Below are 24,694 nucleotides of genomic sequence, written 5' to 3' on the forward strand. Positions count from 1 at the left end.
AGACAGCGGTCACGATTTCGTGACTTGCCGCTGGAAACGCCGCGCGCTTAGCGCGGCGTCGTTCGTTTTCCAGTCGGTTTTTTGCCCCTGACGCCTGATCTCCTTTCGGCATGTCGCCGTATAGACCGTGATGTCGCCGATGACATCCTCAACAAGGGAAGTAGATCATGTTTCGCAAATTCGCTGTTGCCGGTGTCGCCAGTATCCTGTTTTCGACCGCTGCCATGGCCGACGGCCACGGCAAGGACATTGTGGACACCGCTGTCGGGGCTGGCAGCTTCAACACTCTGGTCGCAGCCGTGCAGGCCGCCGAGTTGGTTGACACGCTGAAGGGCGAAGGCCCATTCACCGTGTTCGCGCCTACCGATGAAGCCTTTGCCGCGTTGCCCGAAGGCACCGTGGAGACGCTGCTGAAGCCCGAGAACAAGGATCAGCTTGTGGCGATCCTCACCTATCACGTGGTTCCGGGCAAAGTGATGTCGGGTGATCTGTCCGACGACATGACTGCCGCCACCGTTCAGGGTGGAGAGATCACGATCGATCTCGACAACGGTGTCATGGTCAATGACGCAAACGTCGTTCAGGCAGATATCGAAACCAGCAATGGCGTGATCCACGTCATCGACAAGGTTATCCTGCCTGCGTCGTAAACGACGCGTAGCTGCGGCCCGGAGCGTCCGGGCCGCACTCAAACATGTGACAGGACAGCGCCCGGGTTCATGATCCCGAGCGGGTCTAAGGCGCCTTTGATGGCGCTCATGGCCGAAAGTTTCGCTGGATCACCATAGCGCTCCAGATCACCGGTCTTCAGGCGACCCACCCCGTGCTCGGCACTGACCGATCCTTCGAATTCATGCACCAAGTCATGAACCGCGCGCTTGATCGCGGTGCGCCGGTCGTCGAACTCGCCCCGGTCGTGGCCTTTGGGCGGAAATACGTTGTAGTGCAGGTTGCCATCCCCCAGATGACCAAAGCAGTTCACCCGAAACGGTCCGAAGGCCGCAATCGCCTCGCCGCCTTGGCGAATGAAGTCGGGGATCCGCGAAATCGGAACTGAGATATCGTGGCTGGACACCGAACCGATCAACCGGTTTGCCTCGGGGATGCGTTCGCGCACTGACCACAGCGCGTCGCGTTGCGCGGCGCTTTGGGCGATGACACCGTCCGACACCAGACCACGGGCCTCGGCAGCGACGAACAAGGACTCCAGCGCCGCCTCGGGCTCGTGCCCGGCCGGCAATCCCAGTTCGATCAGAACCGACCATTCCGGCGGTGTGTCAAAGGGTTGCCGCACGTCCGGCAAGACCTCGGCCAGAAAATCCAGCCCCTGCTTGTGGATCAGTTCGAACGCGCTGACGGTTTCGCCCAAATGGTCGCGGGCCAGGGCCAGCAGGTCGATCGCCGCTTCGGGGCTGGTGACCTGAAAGATCGCCGTGCCCAGCCCGGCAGGACGGGGGAACAGCTTGAGCGAGGCGGCGGTGATGACCCCCAGCGTGCCCTCGGACCCGATCAGCAGGTTGCGCAGATCATAGCCGGTATTGTCCTTGCGCAACCGCCCCAGCCCGTGCCAGATCTCCCCGTTGGGCAGAACCGCCTCAAGCCCCAGGCACAGATCCCGTGCATTGCCATAACGCAGGACGTTCACGCCCCCGGCATTGGTAGCGAGGTTCCCCCCGATCCGGCAGGACCCCTGCGCCGCGAGCGACAGCGGAAACAGCCGGTTGGCCGTCTCGGCCGAGGCCTGAATGTCGGCCAGCACAGCACCGGCCTCGGCGATCAGGATGTTTTCGGTCGGGTAGACGGCCCGGATCGCGCGCATCCGCTCGAGCGACAGGATCAGGGGCGCGGGGCCATTGGCCATGACCTGTCCGCCCACAAGACCGGTGCCGCCGCCGTATGGCACCACCGGCACACGGGCCTCGGACGCCAAACGCACCAAGGCTGCGACCTCCTCAACCGTGCGGGGCAAGGCCAGCAGACCCGCCTGACCGGCGAAGCGGCGGCGCGGCTCTTCCAGATAGCGCGGCTCGACCGGGCGCAGAACATCGTCACCCAGGCGGGCGCGGATGGTTTCGGCAAAGGTTTCGTCGGCAGCGTTCAAATGCATGCCCTCTGCATGCCCAAGCCCGCGGCGCACGGCAAGGCTTATTCCAATTCCATCAGGTATCGCGGCTCGAGCACTACCACCGTCGGGCGGTCCGGGAGGGTCCGCAGGGACACTTCGATCTCCGAAACCCCATCCCGGCGCACCGGGAAATCGGATCGGATATCGGCCAGGAACCGGTCCAGCGAATATCCCGAGAACCAATGCATCGGAATGATGACCGAACTTTTCAGCCGCTGCAGCACCGAGATCATCTCGGGCAAGGGCATGGTCGTGCCACCGTCCACCGCCGCCATGACCACGTCCAGCCGCCCAAGGGCCGCGAACTGCTCGTCGCTGGGGATGTGGTGCAGATGCCCCAGATGGCCGATGCAAAGACCTTCGACCTCGAACACGAAGATCGAGTTTCCGCGCTCTTCCACCCCGCCATAAGCGGACCGGATGTCGGTCGATACGTTGCGCACCAGCAATTCGCCCAGGTCGAGGTGGTGTTCGATGCCCTGCCCGAACTCGCCCCAACCCGGCAGCACATGCGGGATGGCCGGGTCGGGATAGGCGGTCCAATGGGTGTCATGGGCGTGGTTCATCGTCACGATGTCGGGAATCAGATCCGCGCCGCCGATGAAGCCGGTATAGTCGGTCACGGCATTCAGCCCGCCGGATGTCTGGATCAGAAAGGACGCATGCGCGACATAGCTGATCCGGACCGAGAATTCGGGCACCGGATCCTGCCACGCCGCCTTGTGCAGATACTGGATTCCAGGGGTGTTCTGGGCGATGGCGATGCAATGGCTCGGCCGACGCTCCTGCGCCGCCGCCGTCCCTGCCAGCAAGATCAGACCCGCCAAAACACTCCGCATGATCGGAAGTCTAGCGCATCGGCGCCTCGAGTCACGTCACTGGGCCCAAATTTCGGAAACAGTCCCGCCCACATCAGGTCCGAACGGGCCGTCTAGCCCGCGTCCGTCCGCCCGCGCCGGTCCGAGCGCAGCGACGCATAGAGCACATGCGTCCGCCACCGCCCGTTGATCTGCAGATAGGATTGCGCCACGCCCTCGTATTTGAACCCCGAGCTTTCCAACAGCCCGCGAGAGGCGGCGTTTTCCGGCAGGCAGGCGGCCTCGATCCGGCTCAGGTCCAGTCGGGTAAAGGCGTAATGCACCACGGCGCCGATGGCCTCGCGCATGTAACCCTGCCGGGCAAAGGCCTGCCCGGTCCAATAGCCCAGCGTTCCGGCCTGCGCCGGCCCCCGGCGGATGTTGTCCAGCGTAATGGCGCCCACCAGCATGTCATCCGTTCTGCGGAAGAGGAACAGCGGAACCGCCGTGCCATTGGCCACCGAGCGTTGCGCCCAGTAGACACGGTTGGTGAACGATTTGCGGGTCAGATGATCCTTGGCCCAGATCGGCTCCCACGGGGTCAGATACTCGCGCGAGGCCAGCCGCAGCGCGGCCCAGTCGTTGAAGTCGGAATGCACGGGCGGGCGCAAGCTCAACCGCTCGGTCTCGAGTTTCAGCCTGCGTCTGCCCAACAGCATCACGCCGCGCGCCTCTCCTGCAGCCTCTCCAGTGTCGGCGCACCCCCCACAGGCCCGTAAAGCGCCAGCGCCGCCGGGGCCTGAACCGCCATCTTTTCGGCAAAGGCGCGGACGTCGGCGGTGCTGACCGCGTCGATCTTGGCCACTGTTTCCTCGAGCGGCGGAACACGGCCCCAGATCTGCACCAGCCGGGCCAGACGCTCGGCCCGGTTCGAGGGGCTTTCCAGCCCCATCAGCATCCCAGCCTTCATCTGCGCCCGGGCCCGGGCAACCTCCTCGGGGCTCATGTCCTCGGCGGCACGCTTCATCTCGTCGATGGTGATGGTGGCCAGTTCGCCCACCTGATCGGCCGAGGTGCCGGCATAGATCGTGGTCGTTCCCGTGTCGGCATAGGCGCCGGTCTGGGCAAAGATCGTATAGCACAGCCCGCGGGTCTCGCGCACTTCCTGGAACAGGCGCGAGGACATGCCGCCACCCAGCGCAGTCGAATAGATCTGCGCGGTATAGATCTCGTCATCGCGATAGCCCGGGCTTTCCAGCGCCAGTGCGAAATGCGCCTGCTCCAGCGCCTTGTCCCGCCGCGCCTCGCCGCCGGTAAACCGGGCGGGTTCCGGCAGCAGCCCCTTGCGGGGTTGCAGATGGCCGAACATCTCTTCTGCCAGCTTCATCAACTGGTCATGATCGACGGCACCTGCCGCCGACAGGATCATCTGGTCGGGCGCATAATGCTCGGCCACGAAGGCCGACAGGTCGTCGCGCGAAAAGGCGCTGACCCGTTCGGATGGGCCAAGGATGGGGCGGCCCAGCGGTTGGTCGTGATAGCTCTGTTCCTGCAGCCAGTCAAAGATCACGTCATCGGGCGTGTCATGCGCCTGGCCGATTTCCTGCAGGATCACGCCGCGCTCGACTTCGATTTCGCGCGGATCGAAGACGGGGTTCAGAACGATGTCGCCGATCACGTCCATCGCCAGTGCCACGTCATCCTTCAGCACCCGGGCGTAATAGGCCGTCACCTCGCGCGAGGTATAGGCGTTGATATATCCCCCCACATCCTCGATCGCCTCGGCGATCTGCAGGGCCGAGCGCCGCTCGGTGCCCTTGAAGGCCATGTGCTCGAGGAAATGCGCGATGCCGTTCTGTTCGATCCGCTCGTGCCGCCCGCCGGCGGTCACCCAGATTCCGATGGCGGCCGATTGCAGCCCCGGCATCTGCTCGCTGACGATCCGAAAGCCGTTCGTTAGTTGGTCCAGTCTGACAGTCACTCAGCAATGTGCCTTTTGATATGATCCTCGATGGCGCCCAGATCGTTGGCGATGCGGGTCACCCGTTCCGGACGTTCATACAGATCGGACATGCGCGAGGGAAGAGGCGGATGCACACCGCTGGCCTGCTCGACCGCGGCGGGGAATTTCGCCGGGTGCGCAGTGGCCAGCGTAACCATCGGCACATCGGCGGCGCGGGTGTCCTCGGCCACCTTGATGCCCACGGCAGTGTGCGGGCAGACCAGCTCGGCGCTGTGTTCCAGCGTGGATTTGATCGTGGCGAGGGTTTCCTCTTCGGACACACGGCCCGAGTCGAAACTTTCGCGCAGGGCCTCCATCGCGCCTTGGCTGACGTGGAAGCCGCCCTGTTTCAGCTCGTCCATCAACTGCGCCACGGCCCGCCCGTCCTCGCCATAGGCATAGTACAGCGCGCGTTCAAAGTTCGAGCTGACCTGAATGTCCATCGACGGGCTGATCGAGGGGATGGTGTCGCCCTTGAAGTAGCCCTGCCCCGACAAGCAGCGATGCAGGATGTCGTTCTGGTTGGTCGCCACCACCAGACGGTCGATGGGCAGACCCATCCGCTTGGCGACATAGCCGGCGAAGATGTCGCCGAAATTGCCGGTGGGCACCGTGAAGCTGACCTTGCGATGCGGCGCGCCCAGGCTGGTGGCAGCCGAGAAATAATAGACCACCTGCGCCAGCACGCGGGCAAAGTTGATCGAGTTCACCCCCGCCAGCTTGACCCCGTCGCGGAAATCGAAATCGTTGAACATGTCCTTCACGGCGGCTTGACAGTCGTCGAAATCGCCATCGACGGCCAGCGCGTGCACGTTGCTGTCGGCGGGTGTGGTCATCTGACGGCGCTGCACCTCGGAGACGCGGCCATGCGGGAACAGGATGAACACATCGACCGCGTCCAGCCCCCGGAACGCCTCGATCGCGGCCGATCCTGTGTCGCCGCTGGTGGCGCCGACGATGGTAACACGTTCGCCCCGCCTCTTCAGCGCCACCTGGAACAGCTGGCCGATAAGCTGCATGGCGAAATCCTTGAAGGCCAGCGTGGGCCCGTGGAACAGCTCCAGCAGAAAGTGGTTCTCGTTCAGCTGCTTCAAAGGCGCGCGGGCATCATGGCCGAACCCGGCATAGGCGCGGGCGATGATCTCTTTGAATTCGTCCCCGGCGAACGAGCCGCTGACATACGGCCACATGACGCGGAACGCGATCTCTTCATAGGGCAGCCCGGCAAGCGCGGCGATCTCGTCCTGACTCAGAACCGGAATCTCGGCAGGCAGGTACAGGCCGCCGTCGCGGGCAAGACCGGTCAGCATCGCCTCTTCAAAGCTCAGTTCGGGCGCCTGCCCGCGGGTCGAGATATATTTCATTGCGCGTCACTTTCTGATGGGGCGCGGCCGCGCCACAGGAAATATCCGGTCATTGCGGCCCAGACCAGCGCCAGGCCGAACCATGTCACCGCGTATTGCAGATGGTCGTTGGGAATACCCGCCGTATCCACCGGCAGCGGCGTGATGGCGGGATCGGTCTGGCTGCGGGCAACCAGTAGGATCGGTTCGGCCCCAAGCGCATCGGCCAGCGCGGGCACGTCGCGGGCAAACCAGATGTTGCCCGCCCGGTCCGGATCGGGGGTATAGCTGTCGATCTCATCGGGCCAATGCAGATTTCCGACAACCTGCATGGGCCCGATCTGGCGTTCGGCCTGCTTGGCCGTTGTGGGCACAAAGCCCCGGTCCACAAGGATCGTGCGATCACCAGTTCGGAAGGGCGCGATGATCCGATAGCCCGGGCCGACCTGTTTGACCGAAACCAGTACATGGATTTCGCCGGGCAGCATCTCGCCCGATACTTCGACGGGCAGATAACGGTCGGCTTCAGGGTCGACCGCCTCGGGCAGCGGCACTGGATCGGCGGCGATCCGGGCTTCGATGTCGGCCAGAATGCCCTCTTTCCAGGCCAGACGCTGAACCTGCCAAGTGCCCAGAGACACAAGAACCGCCAGCCCGGCGAGTCCAAAAATCAGCAGAAACAGGATGCGGCGCATGTCTGGCCCTTGTTGCGTATCATAGCGGCTCGGGGTCAAGCCGGCGTCTTGTTACGGTCTGTGCGCAAGGAAATGCAACCTTGCAATTGTACGGGGCGCAATCCCTTGCGCCCCTGATCGAGAAAAAGCCGCCCCGAGGGGCGGCTTTTGCAATTCGACAGCCTCGCGGGGCGTTACATCAGCGGTGCCTGACCCCAGATGTAGACTGCGAAGAACAGGAACAGCCAGACAACGTCGACAAAGTGCCAGTACCATGCGGCCGCCTCGAACCCGACGTGTTTCTCCGGGGTAAAGTCGCCACGAAGCGCGCGGATCAGACAGACAGTCAGGAAGATGGTGCCGATGATCACATGTGCGCCGTGGAAGCCGGTTGCCATGAAGAAGTTCGAGTAGAACTGATCGCCGCCGAACTCCCAGCCTTCGTGGGCCAGCAGTTCATAGTACTCGAAGGCCTGCAGGAAGGTGAAGGCGATACCCAGGACGATACCGATCGCGAGACCCTGAATCAGCGCCTTGCGGTCGTTGTCGTGGACCAGCGCGTGGTGCGCCCAAGTGATCGCACAGCCCGACAGCAACAGAACCAGAGTGTTGATCAGCGGCAGGTGGAACGGGTCCACCGCGTGGATGTCAGGCTGGATGTATTCGGTGCCGGCATAGTCGTACATCGGATACATGCGATGTTTGAAGAACGACCAGAACCAGGCGAAGAAGAACATCACCTCGGACATGACGAACAGGATGAACCCGTAGCGCAGCCCGATCCGGACGACCGGAGTGTGATCACCCGCGCGGCTTTCGGCCACGACCTCGGACCACCAGGCAAACATCGTGTAGAGAACCGCCACAAGACCACCCCAGAACACGAAGGAGGTCATGCCGTGCATCCACAAGACGGCTCCGAACAGCATGACGAAGCCACCGATCGCGCCGATCAGCGGCCAGATCGAAGGTGCCAGAATGTGGTAATCGTGGTTTTTTGCGTGTGCCATCAGCGTCCCTCACCTACAGGCGTTAGTTCGTGTTTGTTTCTGCCTGCGCATCCAGGGCGGCATAGCCCTCGGGCAGGTCGATTTCGTAGAATGTATACGACAGCGTGATCGTATGAACATACTGTGCTTCGGGGTCTTCCACCATTTCGGGGTCGACGAAGAAAGTTACGGGCATCTCGACCCGTTCACCGGGTTCCAGAACCTGCTCTTCAAAGCAGAAACAGGCGATCTTCTGGAAATAGCCACCGGCGGAATAGGGCGTCACATTGTAGGACGCCTGCCCCGCGACCGGCTTGTCGGTTGGGTTGTACGCCTCATAGAAGGCCAGACCGGTCTCACCGATACGCACCTTCATCTCTCGCTCGACGGGTTTGAATTCCCACGGCATGTCCTTGGCCTTGGAGGCGTCGAAGCGAATGGTCACCACCCGGTCGAGGATATCGTCGGGCGTGGCCTCGGCAACGCCGGTGGTGCCCCCGAACCCGGTGACCCGACAGAACCAGTCGTAGAACGGCACGGCCGCCCAGGCCAGGCTGCCCATCAGAACAACCAGCCCAACGGTTTGTGCAACGGTCTTCTGCGGTCCGCTCAAAGCCATCAGTTCTGAACCTCCTCGCTGGGCACGCCGAAATCGCTGCCCGAGACCTTTACGATAGTCAGGCCGAAAATGATCACGATGAACGCCGCCAGCGTCAGCCCAACACCCAAGTTGCGGCCGAACCGGCGCTGGTGCAGCTCATGGCTTTTGCGCAGGCTCATGACCAGCCTCCCAACCCGTAGGGTTTCAGCAGCGCCTCGGCGAGGATCGCGCCGAAATGCAGGAACAGGTACAGAAGCGACAGCTTGAAAAAGCTGCGCTCGACCTTGAAATTGTCCGCCTCCGCGTCGTCTTCGGTGCGGCGCGAGATGGCCCATGCCCCCCGCAGGAACAGAGCGTTCAACACCACGGCAACAGCCAGGTAAATCGGCCCACCGATGCCCGAGAACGCCGTGCCCACGGCCAGCAGAGCCAGCAATGCGGTATAGACCAGAATATGGGTCCGCGTGGCGCGGCGTCCATGCGTTACGGTCAGCATCGGCACGCCGGCGTCGTCATAATCCGAGCGCATGAACAGCGCCAGCGCCCAGAAATGCGGCGGGGTCCACATGAAGGTCAGGGCAAACATCAGCCACGGCTCGAGCGTCATCGAGCCCGTCGCGGCAACCCAGCCGATTACCGGCGGGAAAGCGCCCGCGGCACCACCGATCACGATGTTCTGCGGCGTCAGGCGCTTGAGCCACATCGTGTAGATCACGACATAGAAAAAGATGGTAAAGGCCAGAAACGCGCCCGCGAACCAGTTGGTCGCCAAGCCCAGCATGATCACCGACAGACCCGACAGAGCCAGGCCCAGCGCCATCGCCTCGCCGGGCTCGACCTTGCCCGACGGAATCGGACGGCCCTTGGTGCGCTTCATCACCTTGTCGATATCCGCGTCCCACCACATGTTCAGCGCGCCCGAGGCGCCGCCGCCGATGGCGATGAACAGGATGGCGCAGAAGCCGACGAACGGATGTACCGGCACAGGTGCGGCCAGCAGACCCACCAACGCGGTGAACACGACAAGCGACATCACCCGCGGCTTGAGCAGGGCGAAATAGTCGCCAAAGCCGGCCTCGTCCGCACCGGATTGTGCGGCAAGTGTGCTGGCATTGATGCTCGCGTCGGTCATGTCAGGTCCTTGTGGTGCGAAAGCTGCGCGAAAGCCGCGCAGCCTGTCCTTGGTTTCGATCGGGCCTCAGGCCCCGGGATCGTCAGTTCGAGGCGATCTGGAACGATGCCGGCTGGCCGGCGTATTCGTCCAACGCGCCCTGCAGCCATTCCTGATAGGCTTCTTCGCTGACGACTTTGACGGTGATTGGCATGTAGGCGTGGTCCTTGCCGCACAGCTCGGAGCACTGGCCGAAGTAGATGCCTTCCTTGTCGGCCTGGAACCACAGCTCGGCCAGGCGGCCCGGAACGCCGTCCTGTTTGACGCCAAACGCCGGGATCGTCCATGAGTGGATCACGTCGGCCGCCGTGACCTGCATCACAACCACCTTGTTGACGGGAACCACGACGGCGGTGTCGGTGGCCAGTAGCCACTCATCCTCGCTGTAGCCGGCATCGGCCAGCTTGGCGCGCATCGCATCATCCAGAACGAACGGGGTTACATCCGCATCGGCGGGGCGTGCACCTTCGTCCAGGGTGGCCGGGTGACCCAGCAGGTAGCTGTCGAACGCAAAGTCGTGATCGACATACTCATAGGTCCAGTACCACTGGTTGCCGGTCACCTTGATGACGACATCACCCTCGGGGATTTCCTGCTGTTTGAACAGCACCGGCAGCGAGAACGCACCGATGAAGACCAGGATCAGGATCGGGCCGATGGTCCAGGCGATTTCGACCGGGGTGTAGTGCGAGAACCGCGCCGGGGTCGGGTTTACACGCTGGTTGTAGCGCACGATGCAGTATACCAGCAGGCCTGCGACCAGCAGACAGATCGCGGTGATGATAACCAGAATCATACCATCAAGGCGGTGAATCCCTTCGGCCAGGCTGGTGGCCGCCGGCTGGAAGCCCATGCCGCCGTCGACCGGCTTGCCGATGATCTCAAGATCCTGAGCCATGGCGGGAAGGCTGGAGAGGGCTGCGAACACCCCCGAAAGCATCAAAGCATTCTTCATTTTCTGTCCTGATCGTTTGATCTTTGCGTCTCTGGCGAACAGGTGTGAATCGGTCACACCTCTCCCGTTGTCTTTGGCCGCGTTAAAAACCATATTCCGGGAGGTAGATAAAGCAAAATGCTTGCGTCAAACAGACGCTATTTTTGATCTGGATCAAACGCGAAAGGCCGCAACCCATGACTCAAGCCCCGTTTCGCCCGTTCGAGACCGCATTGCCGCATGACGAGGCACTGGCCGTACTGCGCTCGGCCACCGCTGGGGCCGAAGACGGCGAGCTGTTTGTAGAGCGTCGGAAATCCGAAACACTTGCCTTTGACGATGGGCGCCTGCGCACCGCATCCTACGATGCGTCCGAGGGATTCGGGCTGCGTGCCGTGCAGGGTGATGTGGCCGGTTATGCCCACTCGACCGATGTATCAATGCCCTCGCTGAAACGTGCCGCGGAGACCGCCCGGCTGGCGGTTGGCGACGGTGGAGGCACTTTGGCCGACGCGCCAAGGCGCACAAACAAACAGCTTTATACGGATGCAGACCCGATCGAATCCGCCAGCTTCCCGGTCAAGGTCGAGACTCTGCGCGAAATCGACGGATTTGCGCGCGATCTGGACCCCAGGGTGGTTCAAGTCAGCGCGGTGATCGCGGCGTCCGTGCAAGAGGTCGAGATCCTCCGCCCCGATGGCACCATGGTACGCGACGTTCGTCCGATGACGCGCCTGAACGTGTCGGTCATCGTCGAACAGAACGGCCGACGCGAAAGCGGATCGGCCGGCGGTGGCGGCCGCGTTGGTCTGGACGGCCTGATTGACCCGTCCGATTGGCAGGACAAGGTCCGAGAGGCACTGCGAATTGCCTTGATCAACCTTGACGCCGTTCCCGCTCCGGCCGGCGTGATGGAAGTTGCACTAGGCCCCGGCTGGCCCGGCATCTTGCTGCACGAGGCCATCGGGCATGGGTTGGAAGGAGACTTTAACCGCAAAGGGAGTTCGGCCTTTGCCGGGCTGATGGGGCAGCGGATCGCCTCCAAGGGCGTAACCGTGGTGGATGACGGGACGATCCCGGATCGTCGCGGCTCGATCACCGTGGATGACGAGGGCACGCCTAGTTCGCGCACCGTGCTGATCGAAGACGGCATCCTGACTGGCTACATGCAGGACCGGCAGAATGCGCGCCTGATGGGCGTATCCCCCACCGGCAATGGACGCCGGCAAAGCTATGCGCACAAACCGATGCCGCGCATGACCAACACGATCATGCTGGGCGGCGATGCCAACCCGGCGGATCTGGTGGCCGAGATCAAGGACGGCATCTGGGCCGTGGGTTTCGGCGGCGGCCAGGTCGACATCACCAACGGCAAATTCGTGTTCAGCTGTACCGAGGCCTACCGGGTCGTGAACGGCAAAATCGGCGCGCCGGTCAAGGGCGCAACGCTGATCGGCGACGGTCCTTCAGCGTTGAAACGTATCCGGGGTCTGGGCAACGACATGGCCCTGGATCCCGGCATGGGAACCTGCGGCAAGGACGGTCAGTGGGTGCCCGTGGGTGTGGGTCAACCCACAGTGCTGATGGAGGGGCTGACGGTCGGAGGATCCGCCGCCTGATGCGAATCGTGTGCTTGCGGCCGGCACCATGGTTAATCCGTGCTGCCGACCCCAAAAGGAATGAACCGTAGCGCATCGAAAACGAAAGCCTGAGAAAAGTTATTACTTTCAAATATTTGCGCGCCCATTCCGCGAAACCTACACTGGAACACGCTAAAATTTTCTTCGATTCACAAGCTGTTAACCGGTCACGCCGTAAACCAGTTCTGCAATCAGGCGGAGCGACGGATGACCGAAGAGCAGCTTTCTTCCAATCACCCCCCACTCCCACCCACCACGGAAGAGGACCGGTTTTCCTGGCTTCGCCTGTTGCGCTCGCGCAAGGTTGGCCCGGCAACGTTCCGGCGCCTGATGCACGAACATGGCTCGGCGCAGAATGCGCTGGCCGCGCTGCCGGAATTGGCACGCGCTGCCGGAATTGAAGGGTATGAAATATGCCCGCCCGGCGTCATCGAGGCGGAACTCAAGGCCGCAAAAGCCGCCAAAGCGCGGCTTTTGTGCCTTGGGGCCGCCGACTATCCTATGGCACTGACCGATCTGAACGATGCCCCTCCTCTGCTTTGGGCAATAGGCGACGTTTCGGTGCTTCAGCGCCCGATGATCTCGCTTGTCGGCGCCCGCAACTGTTCGTCCTTGGGAACCAGGATGGCGCGGGCTCTGGCGGGTGGTTTGGGTGAGAGTGGCTATGTAGTCGTCTCCGGCCTGGCCCGCGGCGTCGACACCGCCGCGCATCTGGCTACGCTGCAAACGGGAACCGTTGCGGTCATGGCTGGTGGCGTCGACATCATCTATCCGGCGGAAAACAAGGAACTGGCGCGCGACATCGCAACCAGAGGGCTGCGCATCTCCGAACAACCAATGGGCGTGACCCCGCAGGCACGCCACTTTCCTCGCCGCAACCGGATCATATCGGGTCTGTCTCAGGCCGTCGTCGTCGTCGAGGCTGCCGCCAAGTCCGGCAGCCTCATCACGGCACGCGACGCACTGGACCAGGGACGCGAGGTTCTTGCCGTGCCCGGCCATCCGTTCGACGCCCGCGCCGCCGGATGCAATCTTTTGATCCGTGAAGGCGCCACACTGGTACGCTGCGTGCAGGATGTGATCGACGCCCTGCCCCCGCAGCCGCGCAGCGCGCTGGAACCTGCCCCCGACACGGCGCCCGCCGCGCAGACAATCACTCCTCCCGAGACGCTCCACGCCCGAATCCTCGAACGGTTGGGGCCTTCGCCCTTGGCCGAGGACCAATTGATCCGGGATGTCGATGCGCCCGCCAGCGTGATCGGCCCCGCTTTGACCGATCTGGAGCTGGATGGATTGATCCGTCGCCAGCCGGGCGGGTTGCTGAGCCTCGCCGTCTGATCTGCCGAGGTGGTTCCAACCCGGGCAAACGGTCTCAATTAGGCCGGATTTCGGACCTTTCAGACTGTGCATTGACAAATCCATCTTGCCCTACACATTTTGCACGGCCATAGAAGGCGCCCAATCCGTCGAGCGAGGTTTTTAACTAAATGCCTGTAGTTGTTGTAGAATCCCCGGCCAAAGCAAAAACGATCAATAAATACCTTGGCCCCGACTACACGGTCCTGGCCTCGTACGGCCATGTTCGCGACCTGCCTCCGAAGGATGGATCGGTGGATCCCGACCACGAGTTTTCGATGACTTGGGAGGTCGGCACGGACAGCCGCAAACACGTCAAGGCCATCGCCGACGCGCTCAAGGACGACAACGCGCTGATCCTGGCAACCGACCCCGACCGCGAGGGCGAGGCGATCAGTTGGCACCTGCAGGAGGCGCTGACCAAACGCCGCTCGATCAAGAAGGACACGGCCGTCAGCCGCGTGACGTTCAACGCCATCACCAAGGATGCGGTGACCAAGGCGATGCAGAACCCGCGCGAGGTGGACATGCCGCTGGTCGAGGCGTATCTGGCCCGGCGCGCATTGGATTACCTGGTCGGCTTCAACCTGTCGCCGGTTCTGTGGCGCAAGCTGCCCGGCGCAAAATCGGCCGGGCGCGTGCAATCGGTCTGCCTGCGCCTGATCGTCGAGCGCGAGATGGAGATCGAGGCGTTCAAGCCCGTCGAATACTGGTCGGTAAAGGCGCTGTTCGAAACGCCGCGCGGCCAGACCTATGAGGCGCGGCTGGTCACGCTGGCCGGCAAGAAGCTGGACAAACATGACATCGCCAACGCCACCCAGGCCGAACTGGCGGTACAGGCCATCACCAGCCGCGCGCTGAGCGTGACCTCGGTCGAAGCGAAGCCAGCCGCGCGCAACCCCAGCGCGCCGTTCATGACCTCGACCCTGCAGCAGGAAGCCAGCCGCAAATTCGGCATGGGCGCCCGCCACGCGATGCAGGTGGCGCAGCGTTTGTACGAGGCCGGACACATTACCTATATGCGAACTGACGGCATCGACATGGCACCCGAGGCCGTCGCCGCCACGCGGGACGCGATCAAGGACCGGTTCGGTACCGAATACGTGCCGGACAGCCCGCGCATGTACAAGAACAAGGCCAAGAATGCGCAGGAAGCGCACGAATGCATCCGGCCCACGGACATGACCAAGGATGCGGCCGCCCTGAAACTGTCGGATGACGATCAGCGCAAGCTGTACGATCTGATCTGGAAACGTACGATCGCCTGCCAGATGGCCGCTGCGCGGCTGGAACGCACGACCGTCGAAATAGGCAGCGATGACGGTCAGGTGGGCCTGCGCGCCACCGGTCAGGTTGTGCTGTTCGACGGTTTCATGCGCGTCTACGAGGAAGGCCGCGACGATGTCGAGGACGAAGATGACAAGCGCCTGCCCCAGATCATGCAGGGTGATCCGGCGCGCTTTGCCAAAACCACGCTGAAGGATCAGTTTGACAAGGCCACCGCCGACGGCGCGGACAAGAAGGCCATCCTGTCGGAAAACCAGGCGGTTCTGGCGCTGCAACACCACACCCAGCCGCCGCCGCGCTATACCGAGGCGACCCTGGTCAAACGGATGGAGGAGTTGGGCATCGGGCGACCCTCGACCTATGCCTCGATCGTCACCACGATTCAGGACCGCGGTTACGTCCGCAAGGACAAGAACCGCCTGATCCCCGAGGAAAAGGGCCGGATCGTCACGATCTTCTTGCTGAATTTCTTCCGCCAGTATGTGGGATACGAATTCACTGCCAACCTCGAAGAGCAGCTGGACGAGGTGAGCGCCGGCGCCCGCGACTACAAGGACCTGCTTTCCAAGTTCTGGCGCGATTTCTCGGCCGCGATCGCCGAGACGTCAGAGCTGCGGATTTCGGAAGTGCTCGACAAACTGGACGAGGCACTGGCCCCGCAGTTGTACCCCCCGCGCGAGGATGGCTCGGATCCGCGCATCTGCCCCAAATGCGGGGTCGGACGGCTGCACCTGAAAACCTCGCGGACCGGCGGATTCGTGGGCTGCGGGAACTATCCCGAATGCACCTATACCCGCCCCATCGCCGGTGAAGGCGCCGAGGGCGAGGAACGCATGCTGGGCATGGATGGCGAGGATGAGATCTGGCTGAAATCCGGACGCTTCGGCCCCTATGTCCAGCGCGGCGAAGCCACGCCCGAGAACAAGAAACCGCCGCGCGCCTCTTTGCCCAAGGGTTGGAGCAAGGATGACATGGACCTTGAGAAGGCGCTGACCCTTCTGAGTCTGCCGCGCGAGATTGGCGAACACCCCGAGGGCGGTATGATCAGCGCCAATTTCGGGCGCTTCGGTCCCTATATCATGCACCAGCTGCCGGACGAGGCGAAGCCGGTCTATGCCAACCTCAAAGATCCCAACGACGTGTTCGAGATCGGCATGAACCGCGCCGTCGAACTGTTGGCGGAAAAGCGCGCCAATCCCGGGCGGCGCGGACGGGCTGCGGCCAAACCGCTGAAGGAACTGGGCGAGCATCCCGACGGCGGCGCGATCCAGGTTCTGGACGGGCGCTATGGGCCTTATGTGAAGTGGGAAAAGATCAACGCGACCCTGCCCAAGGACATCAAGCCCGAGGACGTGACGCCCGAAATGGCGGTGGAACTTGTCAATGAGAAGGCGGCCAAGAAAGGCACCCGCAAAAAGGCCGCGCCCAAGAAGAAAGCCACCAAGAAGAAAGCCGGCTGATCCCGGCCCCCGCGGGCGGTTAGGTAGAAATACCACCCGCCCGCAGGTTTCATTGACTTCCCAATGACGTGGCGGCACAACCTGCCCATCACCATGTCATTGGGGGAGTTTTCCATGAAGAAAGTCTATGCCAATGCCACCGAGGCCCTCGATGGGATACTTCGGGATGGCATGCTGATCGCGGCCGGCGGGTTCGGCCTGTGCGGCATTCCCGAATTGCTGCTGCAGGCGATCAAGGAATCTGGCGTGAAGGATCTGACCTTTGCCTCGAACAACGCAGGCGTCGACGATTTCGGCATCGGCATCCTGCTGCAGACGCGGCAGGTCAAGAAGATGATCAGCTCGTATGTCGGCGAGAACGCCGAGTTCATGCGCCAGTACTTGTCGGGCGAGCTTGAGCTGGAATTCACCCCGCAAGGCACCCTGGCCGAGCGCATGCGCGCCGGCGGCGCGGGCATCCCGGGCTTCTACACCAAGACCGGCGTCGGCACCGTGATCGCCGAGGGCAAAGAGCACAAGGAGTTCAACGGCGAGACCTACATCCTCGAGGAAGGGATCTTTGCCGATCTGGCCATCGTCAAGGCATGGAAGGCCGACGACACCGGCAACCTGGTGTTCCGCAAGACCGCCCGCAACTTCAACGTGCCGGCCGCGACCTGCGGCAAGATCTGTGTGGCGGAGGTCGAAGAGATCGTGCCGCGCGGTTCGCTGGACCCCGACTGCATCCACCTGCCCGGCATCTATGTGCACCGGGTCATTCAAGGTCAGCACGAGAAGCGCATCGAACAGCGCACCACCCGCAAGAAGGAGGAAGCGTAATGCCCTGGGACCGCAATCAGATGGCCGCGCGTGCGGCCGAGGAACTGGAAGACGGCATGTATGTGAACCTCGGCATCGGGATTCCGACGCTGGTGGCGAACTATGTGGGCGACAAGGACATCACCCTGCAATCGGAAAACGGCATGCTGGGCATGGGCCCCTTCCCCTATGAGGGCGAAGAGGACCCCGACCTGATCAACGCCGGCAAGCAGACCATCACCGAACTGCCCCGCACCGCCTATTTCGACAGCGCTACGTCCTTTGCCATGATCCGCGGCGGCAAGATCGCGGCGGCGATTTTGGGCGCGATGGAGGTCGACGAGAAAGGCGATCTGGCCAACTGGATGATTCCGGGCAAGCTGGTCAAGGGCATGGGCGGCGCCATGGACCTGGTGGCCGGGGTCGGACGGGTCATCGTGGTGATGGACCACACCAACAAGCACGGCGACAGCAAGGTGCTGAAGGAATGCACCCTGCCGCTGACCGGCAAGGGCGTGGTTGACCGCATCATCACCAACCTGGGCGTGCTGGACGTGGTCGAAGGCGGCCTGAAGATCGTCGAACTGGCCGATGGCGTCAGCGAAGAAGAGATGCGCGCGGCGACCGAGGCGACCATCGTCAGCTGATTTCTGAGCAAACAGAGAAACCGAAAGGCCCGCCAATCGGCGGGCCTTTTTCAATTCATGGACTGAAAGACGCACCCGTCGGAAATCAGCATCGGAGGAGTGGCACACAACGCTCGGGCCACCTGGAAGGCGGCTAGAACTTTGGGGACATAGTCGCGCGTTTCAGCATAAGGCGGGACGCCATTGTGCTTTCGCACCGCGCCTTCACCGGCGTTGTATCCCGCCAGGACGAGAATCGGGTCGTCGTTGAACTCACCCATCAGCCAATCGAGGTACTTCACGCCGCCGGCGATATTCTGTTCCGGCAACATGCTGTCGGTCACGCCGAACCGCTTGGCTGTGGCAGGCATCAGTTGCATCAAACCCTGTGCTCCGGCGGAGCTGACGGCAGTGGGGCGACCGCCTGATTCAACGGACATGACCGCAAGGACCAGCGCTGGCGACACTTTTGTTCCTACGGTCGTACGGAGAATATCGACCCCGCGCTGCTCGACGATCTTCTGAAGGTTCTGCAGCCGCGGAGATGAAATCTGGGTCGCCGCCAAAGCCTGCAGGGCTTCGTCAAGGCGGCCGGGGCCGGCTCGGGTCATATCCGGCGATACCTTTTCCCAGAACGCCTTGTACGCGCCCTCAGGGGTCTTTTTCTTCATTATGTCCGGAAAGGCCGCCGGAGGGACTTTGGTCCGGGCTATGATATCGGGCACGACCAAATCGGGGCCCGTGCTGGGCGCTGAAGGTGCTGATGCGTGTTCTTGCGGACTGATCTGAACCGTCACTCGCGGGCGTTCCCCCGCTTTGGGAGCCTTGATCCGTTTGTAAACGCCGCGTGGTTCGATATCCGCAGCAGGTGCCGGAGCCGCCACGGCAACCAGCAACGCCAAAACGCCGGTGCATGTCAGTGCGTCCCGGAAAATCATTTCTGCCTGCCTCATCTGTTCTTTTGAGTTGATTTGATACGCGAATCTTCCCGCAAGGCCAGAAAAACAAAGCGAATTGGGGCGGTTTTGCCTCATTTGGCGCAATTTTGCACCGCCGAAACAGCACAGCGGGTTGGTGTGGGAAATTTTTTATTATTTATTTCAATAGATTACCAGATTAGTGACCAAAAAGTTAAGCCTGAGGCAAAAAATTCGTTGTTTGGCCCAATTCCTGCCACGCACGAGGGGCAAACATAGTGCCATACCGAGACGGTCATGAGCCGACTGAGAGATGAAGCTCTGAAAGACCCCGAGGTTTTATTGACTTTTTGATCCTTTAGGAGGGACGTAACATGATCAAGTTCATCAAGAACTTCCGCAAAGACGAAGACGGCGCCGTAACTGTTGACTGGGTCGTTCTGACCGCAGCCGTTGTTGGCCTGGCAGCCGTTGCTTACCAGCAGATCGAAGGCGGCGCAGTTGGCCTGGCAACCGACGTGAACACCGCTCTGTCGGGCGCGACGATCAGCACCGGCGACAGCGGCACCACGGCAGGCGGCATCACCGCGGCTGGCACCAACTAAGCTGACTACATCCCAATCGGGATATGAGGCCGCGCCCACGGGCGCGGCCTTTTCCTTTTCAGGACAACATACCCTACCCGTCAGATTTCAAGCATCAGGCTTAGCATAGCCCACCTTTGGCCCAAATTCCGCCACGGAGACCGCATTTAAGTTTTTGGAAATAAGCTATTAGGTGCCCGCAAGAATTTTGGTCGCTATCGGAAACCGAAAATGAGCGGATTCACTCTGTGAGAAGGGACGCGAAATGATCGAGTTCATGAGGAACTTCAAAAAAGATGAAAACGGTGCGATCACTGTCGATTGGGTTGTTCTGACTGCGGCCGTTACTGGCTTGGCAGTTATTGCCTACGCTTTGATCCAGGGCGGGACCGAGAGCTTGGCTGACGATGTCGAGGCGGCCCTTTCCGACTCGGCGATCAGCATCAGCACCGGCGACAGCAACACGGCAGTTGGCGGCATAATCACCGGCGGATCCAGCGGCAGCGGGTCCGGCGGCAACTAAGTCATTGAAACTTGGTCAGCCGGTCTTCTGACAACCGCGCCAGCCGGGCGCGGTTGTTCGCGTTTGCCCCCTGCCTTCTCCGCACCGCACAACCCATGCTGGGATACAGCAGACGCCACGTCACGAGATGCTCGTTCGCAACGTTCTGTGCCAATAAAACAACGAAAAATATCCATTTGTCCCACATTTCGACACAATTCCGATTTAGGGAATATGCTGTTTCAATGTCCTGCCCGGACCGATACAGGTCCGGCCAGAGCAATAAAGAGGTATACGCATGCGAGCTGTATTTGGTCTTGTCCTGATCGTCGGGGTCGCCCTGGCTGGCGGTGCGGTCTATATGGCCCGCAACTATATTGCCGAGTATCAGAACGCCCTGGCGCGTGAACGGCAGATGGCCGAAGAGGCCCTTGCCAACGCCAAGGTCGACGTCGTTCCAACCGTTGGCGTGATCGTATCTGAACGTCCGCTGAAATACGGCGAGCGCCTGACCCAAGAAGATGTGCGGGTCGTGGAATGGCCTGAGAATGCGGTTCCGGAAGGTTCGTTCACCGATATGACGGCTCTGTTCCCGGAAACCGGCAACAATGAACGCTTTGTTCTGCGCACCATGGAAAAGGACGAGGCCATCATGGAGGTCAAGATCACCCGGCCGGGTGAGCTGGCCGGCCTGACCTCGCGTCTTGAAAAAGGTATGCGCGCGTTCGCCATCAGTGTCGATGTTGCCTCGGGCGTTTCGGGCTTTCTTCGCCCCGGCGACGTTGTTGATGTGTATTGGACCGGATCGCTGCGCAGCGCGGTCGAAGGGGCAAACGGGGAAATCACCCGCTTGATCCAGACCAATATCGAGTTGATCGCCGTCGATCAGACGGCGGGATCGGATGTGACCGGCACGACCATTGCCCGGACCGTCACTGTTGCCGCCACGCCGGAACAGATCGCGGCCCTGGCGCAGGCGCAAAACACCGGACGCCTGTCTCTAGCCTTGGTCGGGGTTCAGGATGAAACCATCGCAAGTGCGATCGAGGTTGACCAACGCAAACTGTTGGGAATCGAAGAAGCAGCGCCCGCACCGAAGAAAGAGGCCGAGAAGGTCTGCACCATCCGGACTCGCCGCGGCGACCAGATCGTCGAGACCCCGATCCCCTGCACAAACTGACGCCCATTCAGAGCGTTACCATGCCCGAGCCGCGCATAATGCGCGGCTCGTTTCGTTTGGGTTGTTGCGCATTGTCCACATAAGGAAAATTCCAGAAACCCTTGATTATTGCAATAAATCCGGAATTCGCGCAGAGTTCGTCACCATAGGGCATAAGACCCCAAAAAATAGAGTGGTGATCGGAGAGGCAGGTCACATGACAATACGTTCCTTGATTGGTTCGACCCTTTTGGGGTTGGCCCTAGTTCTGAGCCCGGTCGGCGATTCCGCCTGGGCCCAAAATCTTCGCGTGGTGAAAAAGGGCACGGCGGAAACGCTGGATGTGCCCATGAACCGCGCCATCGTGGTTGAAAGCGAACAGCCGTTTGCAGAGCTCAGCATCGCGAATGCAGGCATTGCGGACATCTCGTCGCTTTCGGACCGCACAATCTACGTCTTGGGCAAAGCGCCAGGCATGACGACGCTGACACTGTTTGACGGCGCCGGAAACCTGATCACGAACGTCCGCGTTCGCGTTGCGCCCGATGTGACCGAATTCAAAGAGCGCCTGCGCCAGATTCTGCCAAATGAGCGAATCGAAGTGCGGACCGCCAATGACGGCATCGTTCTCTCGGGCACGGTCTCCAGCGCAGCCAAACTGGCACGTGCTCTGGAACTGGCCGAGCGCTATGCGCCCGAGCGTGTGTCGAACCTGATGAATGTCGGCGGCGTACAGCAGGTCATGCTGAAGGTTCGCTTCGCCGAGATGAACCGGTCGGTCGCCAAGAACCTGTCCGCCTCGCTTGGTTTCTCCGGCGGTGACGCGACCGGTGGTATCAACACGCTGAACAACCAGTTGTCCCTGAGCAACGCGTTGGCCAACAACATCCCGGCGGTTCAGTCGAATACCGGCGCGATTCTGTTTGGCTTTGGCGCAGGCTCCACCCAGGTCCGGCTGCTGCTGGAAGCGCTGGAAGCCAAAGGCCTGGCTCGCAGCCTGGCCGAGCCCAACTTGTCGGCACTGTCCGGGCAGGAAGCAACCTTCCTCGCCGGTGGTGAAGTGCCGATTCCGGTTCCGCAGGATGACGGTGTGGTTGCCATTGAATACAAAGCCTTCGGTGTGGAAATCGACTTCGTTCCGCGCGTTGTCGACGGTGACCTGATCAACCTTGAGATGGCGGCGGCGGTGTCCAACATCGACACCAGTTCGAACTTCACCATCAACGGTGACACGGTCCCCAGCTTCATCACGCGCCAGACCAGCACAACGGTCGAACTGCGAGATGGTGAGAGCTTTGCGATCGCCGGCCTGATTCAGGACGATTTCAGAGACCTGAACAACCAAATCCCGTGGTTGGGTGACGTACCTGTTCTGGGTGCATTGTTCCGCAGCGCGGAGTACCAGCGCGAGCAGAGCGAACTGGTGATCATCATCACCGCGCATCTGGTTTCCCCGACCCGCGGCGAAGCCTTGGCGCTGCCGACCGACCGTGTGAAGCCGCCCAGCGAATTCGACCTGTTCATGAACGGCAGAACTGCCCGGACGGAACGGGTTGGCAATGGAGCCGCATCGGAAGTCGCCAAGCAGGACTTTGGCAATTCCTACGGCTACGTCCTGGATTGATAGGGAGGACAGACCAATGCAGAAGTGGATCATCACACTGGGTCTTACAGTCGCTGTCGCCAGCTGTACCCGTGAGGCCGGCTATGAAGTGGACCAGGGTGCATTCGGCAACGCAACGCTGAACAACATCCAGGTCATGAACGGCGAGTTGACCTATGGCCAGATCCTTGCGCAGCGATTCGCTGCCGAGGTTCCGACCCAGATCAACTTTGCGTTCGACAGCGCGCAGCTGGATTCGGCAGCACGCCAGATTCTGCTATATCAGGCGAACTGGATCAAACAGTTCCCCGAAGCCCGTTTCCGCGTGTACGGCCACACCGACGCCGTCGGATCCCAGTCCTACAACAACAGTCTGGGTCTGCGCCGCGCGCAAGCGGTCGTCAACTTCTTCGCGCAGCAGGGTATTTCCCGCTCGCGCCTGGAAGCCGTTGTTTCGTATGGTAAAACGCAGCCACTGGTGGCCACGCCCAATCGGGATCGCCGCAACCGCCGCACCGTTACCGAGGTTTCGGGTCTGGTCGATCGCCATCCCAACATCCTGGATGGCAAGTATGCTGACGTCGTTTATCGCGAGTACATCGAAAGCGCGACATTCAAAAGCCAGCTGCGCCGCGAAACGAACATCGGCGACACCAGCGAACAATAATCAGAAATTGGGCGGCATCGTCGCCCAATTCCCTACAATTGGTTTTTTTGCGCCCAATTCTTGCCCCACTTCCACGCAACATTGTGAACAATTGGGTGACCTGCGGCCAGAATTGACCGCTTAGGGCGACAGCAAGCTGAAACACGGACTGGTATTGTATCGACGTTTGCTGCGCTCTCACGACGAGGATTGTGTTAATGACGAGCGCAACGCCGCAAAACGACGACACCGGTATTCTGGCCTGTACCATCAGCCGAGATGTCCAGAACTTCGACCTGTTGATCGAAGACATGGAAGCCGCTTTGGGCGAGCGCTGGGGTGACCTTGGCTTTGCCGAGGCCCTTGCCTTTTTCAGCCAGCCCGAAGCCGAGTCTCTTCAATTCGTGGCCCTCGCGATCGACGGTGAGGACGAGGACAATCTGACCTTGATGGGTGAGATCATCACCCAGGCCAAGGAAAAGAAGATCAAAGTCGTCCTGATTGCCGAGGACGTGACCCCCGCCGCGCTTCATCAGTTGTTGCGCAAGGGTGCCGATGAATTCGTCCCCTACCCTCTTCCCGAGAACGAACTGCAGGAAGCGATCGACCGCATGAATGCGCCCGAGCCTGTCGTGACTCCGCAACAGGTTTCCGTCCCGCTGGCCTCAGGAGCTTCGAAAGAAGGCGCTTTGTTTGTTGTTCAGGGCTTGGCCGGTGGTGTCGGTGCAACGACTCTGGCCGTGAACCTGGCCTGGGAATTGGCAACCGTATCGCAAAAGGATGCACCCAAGGTCTGCCTGATCGACCTGGATCTGCAATACGGAACCATCTCGACCTATCTGGACCTGCCCCGCCGTGAAACCGTGTTCGAAATGCTGTCGGACACCGTGGCCATGGATGACGAAGTGTTTGGGCAGGCTCTGCAGACATTCGACGAGAAGCTGGATGTCCTGACGGCCCCGACCGACATGGTGCCTCTGGATATTCTCACGCACGAAGACATCCAGCGGGTGATCGACATGGCCCGCAAGCACTACGACTATGTCGTGGTCGACATGCCGAAGACGCTGGTGCACTGGTCCGAGACCGTTTTGCAGGCCGCGCATGTCTATTTTGCTCTGATCGAACTGGATATGCGGTCCGCTCAGAACGCGTTGCGTCTGAAACGTGCCCTTCAAGCCGAGGAATTGCCGTTCAACAAGCTTCGCTTTGCTTTGAACCGCGCACCCAAGTTCACGGACCTGAGCGGTAAAAGCCGCGTCAAGCGCATGGGTGAAAGCCTGGGAATCTCGATCGACCTGCAACTGCCGGATGGCGGCAAGCCGGTCATGCAAAGCGGCGACCATGGTCTGCCTTTGGCCAGCTCGGCCGGCAAGAACCCTCTTCGCCGCGAAATCGCAAAGCTGGCTCAATCCTTGCACAGCCTCGGCAGCAACAGCGCCGAAGCGGCATAACGAAGGCTATTAGGGGGAGAAACCGC

General features: G+C 61.4%; 24 protein-coding genes. 12 read left to right on the forward strand and 12 right to left on the reverse strand.

The annotated features are described in order from the left end of the window. The first annotated feature begins 167 nt into the window (after nucleotides 1-167). Nucleotides 168-650 (forward strand): fasciclin domain-containing protein, encoded by a 483-nt coding sequence (locus tag ACR0IR_RS09860; RefSeq protein ID WP_170337939.1) that lies wholly within the window; start codon nucleotides 168-170, stop codon nucleotides 648-650. A gap of 38 nt (nucleotides 651-688) precedes the next feature. Here ACR0IR_RS09860 and ACR0IR_RS09865 read toward each other — a convergent pair whose 3' ends face one another. The 11 genes from ACR0IR_RS09865 to coxB all read right to left on the reverse strand — a co-directional run bounded on the left by ACR0IR_RS09865 (nucleotide 689) and on the right by coxB (nucleotide 10,657). Further along, nucleotides 689-2,107, reverse strand: coding sequence for an FAD-binding oxidoreductase (locus ACR0IR_RS09865; RefSeq protein ID WP_170366649.1), 1,419 nt, complete (start codon nucleotides 2,105-2,107; stop codon nucleotides 689-691). Nucleotides 2,108-2,145: 38 nt separating this feature from the next. After that, entirely contained in the window at nucleotides 2,146-2,964 is an 819-nt protein-coding gene (locus tag ACR0IR_RS09870) for an MBL fold metallo-hydrolase (protein WP_170366650.1), read from the reverse strand. Between the two features lie 92 nt (nucleotides 2,965-3,056). After that, a complete protein-coding gene (locus tag ACR0IR_RS09875) occupies nucleotides 3,057-3,641 on the reverse strand; it encodes a GNAT family N-acetyltransferase (protein ID WP_093962743.1) in 585 nt (194 codons plus the stop codon). After that, nucleotides 3,641-4,903: a M16 family metallopeptidase gene (locus tag ACR0IR_RS09880; protein ID WP_093962744.1), complete on the reverse strand. Its 1,263-nt coding sequence runs from the start codon at nucleotides 4,901-4,903 to the stop codon at nucleotides 3,641-3,643. The genes ACR0IR_RS09875 and ACR0IR_RS09880 overlap by 1 nt, the downstream gene beginning before the upstream one ends. Next, nucleotides 4,900-6,288: a threonine synthase gene (thrC, locus tag ACR0IR_RS09885; RefSeq protein ID WP_170362953.1), complete on the reverse strand. Its 1,389-nt coding sequence runs from the start codon at nucleotides 6,286-6,288 to the stop codon at nucleotides 4,900-4,902. Before thrC ends, ACR0IR_RS09880 begins: the two co-directional genes overlap by 4 nt. Beyond that, complete coding sequence (locus ACR0IR_RS09890) at nucleotides 6,285-6,962, reverse strand: SURF1 family protein (protein ID WP_170358202.1); 678 nt, start codon at nucleotides 6,960-6,962, stop codon at nucleotides 6,285-6,287. The genes thrC and ACR0IR_RS09890 overlap by 4 nt, the downstream gene beginning before the upstream one ends. A gap of 173 nt (nucleotides 6,963-7,135) precedes the next feature. Then, nucleotides 7,136-7,951, reverse strand: coding sequence for a cytochrome c oxidase subunit 3 (locus ACR0IR_RS09895; RefSeq protein WP_093962747.1), 816 nt, complete (start codon nucleotides 7,949-7,951; stop codon nucleotides 7,136-7,138). Between the two features lie 22 nt (nucleotides 7,952-7,973). Beyond that, on the reverse strand, nucleotides 7,974-8,549 hold the full coding sequence (locus ACR0IR_RS09900; RefSeq protein WP_170362951.1) for a cytochrome c oxidase assembly protein: 576 nt from the start codon (nucleotides 8,547-8,549) through the stop codon (nucleotides 7,974-7,976). Beyond that, a complete protein-coding gene (locus tag ACR0IR_RS09905) occupies nucleotides 8,549-8,710 on the reverse strand; it encodes a hypothetical protein (RefSeq protein ID WP_170337538.1) in 162 nt (53 codons plus the stop codon). Before ACR0IR_RS09905 ends, ACR0IR_RS09900 begins: the two co-directional genes overlap by 1 nt. Continuing rightward, nucleotides 8,707-9,663: a heme o synthase gene (gene cyoE / locus ACR0IR_RS09910; RefSeq protein WP_170337537.1), complete on the reverse strand. Its 957-nt coding sequence runs from the start codon at nucleotides 9,661-9,663 to the stop codon at nucleotides 8,707-8,709. The genes ACR0IR_RS09905 and cyoE overlap by 4 nt, the downstream gene beginning before the upstream one ends. Nucleotides 9,664-9,745: 82 nt before the next feature. Continuing rightward, the gene (coxB, locus tag ACR0IR_RS09915) at nucleotides 9,746-10,657 is read right to left on the reverse strand and encodes a cytochrome c oxidase subunit II (RefSeq protein WP_170337536.1); all 912 of its coding nucleotides are present in this window, start codon (nucleotides 10,655-10,657) and stop codon (nucleotides 9,746-9,748) included. 176 nt (nucleotides 10,658-10,833) lie between these two features. On the opposite strand from coxB, the gene tldD reads away from it, so the two are divergent. From tldD to ACR0IR_RS09940, 5 genes are all read left to right on the forward strand, one after another. Continuing rightward, a complete protein-coding gene (gene tldD, locus ACR0IR_RS09920; protein ID WP_170362949.1) occupies nucleotides 10,834-12,255 on the forward strand; it encodes a metalloprotease TldD in 1,422 nt (473 codons plus the stop codon). Between the two features lie 228 nt (nucleotides 12,256-12,483). Next, on the forward strand, nucleotides 12,484-13,614 hold the full coding sequence (gene dprA, locus ACR0IR_RS09925) for a DNA-processing protein DprA (RefSeq protein ID WP_170362947.1): 1,131 nt from the start codon (nucleotides 12,484-12,486) through the stop codon (nucleotides 13,612-13,614). A gap of 149 nt (nucleotides 13,615-13,763) precedes the next feature. Further along, nucleotides 13,764-16,379, forward strand: coding sequence for a type I DNA topoisomerase (gene topA, locus ACR0IR_RS09930; RefSeq protein WP_170362945.1), 2,616 nt, complete (start codon nucleotides 13,764-13,766; stop codon nucleotides 16,377-16,379). A 114-nt stretch (nucleotides 16,380-16,493) separates the two neighbouring features. Next, nucleotides 16,494-17,198, forward strand: a complete 705-nt coding sequence (locus tag ACR0IR_RS09935) for a CoA transferase subunit A (protein ID WP_040634234.1) — start codon at nucleotides 16,494-16,496, stop codon at nucleotides 17,196-17,198. After that, nucleotides 17,198-17,824 carry a CoA transferase subunit B gene (locus tag ACR0IR_RS09940; RefSeq protein WP_170337532.1) on the forward strand — a complete coding sequence of 209 codons (627 nt, stop codon included), beginning with the start codon at nucleotides 17,198-17,200 and terminating at the stop codon, nucleotides 17,822-17,824. The genes ACR0IR_RS09935 and ACR0IR_RS09940 overlap by 1 nt, the downstream gene beginning before the upstream one ends. 50 nt (nucleotides 17,825-17,874) lie before the next feature. On the opposite strand, the gene ACR0IR_RS09945 is transcribed toward ACR0IR_RS09940, so the two are convergent. After that, nucleotides 17,875-18,756 carry a lytic transglycosylase domain-containing protein gene (locus ACR0IR_RS09945; RefSeq protein ID WP_254441511.1) on the reverse strand — a complete coding sequence of 294 codons (882 nt, stop codon included), beginning with the start codon at nucleotides 18,754-18,756 and terminating at the stop codon, nucleotides 17,875-17,877. A gap of 338 nt (nucleotides 18,757-19,094) precedes the next feature. On the opposite strand from ACR0IR_RS09945, the gene ACR0IR_RS09950 reads away from it, so the two are divergent. The 6 genes from ACR0IR_RS09950 (at nucleotide 19,095) to ACR0IR_RS09975 (ending at nucleotide 24,668) form a co-directional block, all read left to right on the forward strand. Beyond that, nucleotides 19,095-19,325: a Flp family type IVb pilin gene (locus ACR0IR_RS09950; RefSeq protein WP_170362941.1), complete on the forward strand. Its 231-nt coding sequence runs from the start codon at nucleotides 19,095-19,097 to the stop codon at nucleotides 19,323-19,325. 256 nt (nucleotides 19,326-19,581) lie between these two features. Continuing rightward, nucleotides 19,582-19,827, forward strand: coding sequence for a hypothetical protein (locus ACR0IR_RS09955; RefSeq protein ID WP_254440832.1), 246 nt, complete (start codon nucleotides 19,582-19,584; stop codon nucleotides 19,825-19,827). Nucleotides 19,828-20,104: 277 nt separating this feature from the next. After that, entirely contained in the window at nucleotides 20,105-20,986 is an 882-nt protein-coding gene (gene cpaB, locus ACR0IR_RS09960; RefSeq protein ID WP_170337530.1) for a Flp pilus assembly protein CpaB, read from the forward strand. A gap of 196 nt (nucleotides 20,987-21,182) precedes the next feature. Further along, nucleotides 21,183-22,589, forward strand: coding sequence for a type II and III secretion system protein family protein (locus ACR0IR_RS09965; protein ID WP_170362937.1), 1,407 nt, complete (start codon nucleotides 21,183-21,185; stop codon nucleotides 22,587-22,589). Between the two features lie 16 nt (nucleotides 22,590-22,605). Continuing rightward, nucleotides 22,606-23,235 carry an OmpA family protein gene (locus tag ACR0IR_RS09970; RefSeq protein ID WP_170362935.1) on the forward strand — a complete coding sequence of 210 codons (630 nt, stop codon included), beginning with the start codon at nucleotides 22,606-22,608 and terminating at the stop codon, nucleotides 23,233-23,235. A 197-nt stretch (nucleotides 23,236-23,432) separates the two neighbouring features. Further along, nucleotides 23,433-24,668, forward strand: a complete 1,236-nt coding sequence (locus ACR0IR_RS09975) for a CpaE/TadZ family protein (protein WP_093962757.1) — start codon at nucleotides 23,433-23,435, stop codon at nucleotides 24,666-24,668. The last annotated feature ends 26 nt before the right edge of the window (nucleotides 24,669-24,694 follow it).

It is taken from the genome of Ruegeria sp. CF2, from assembly GCF_056537385.1.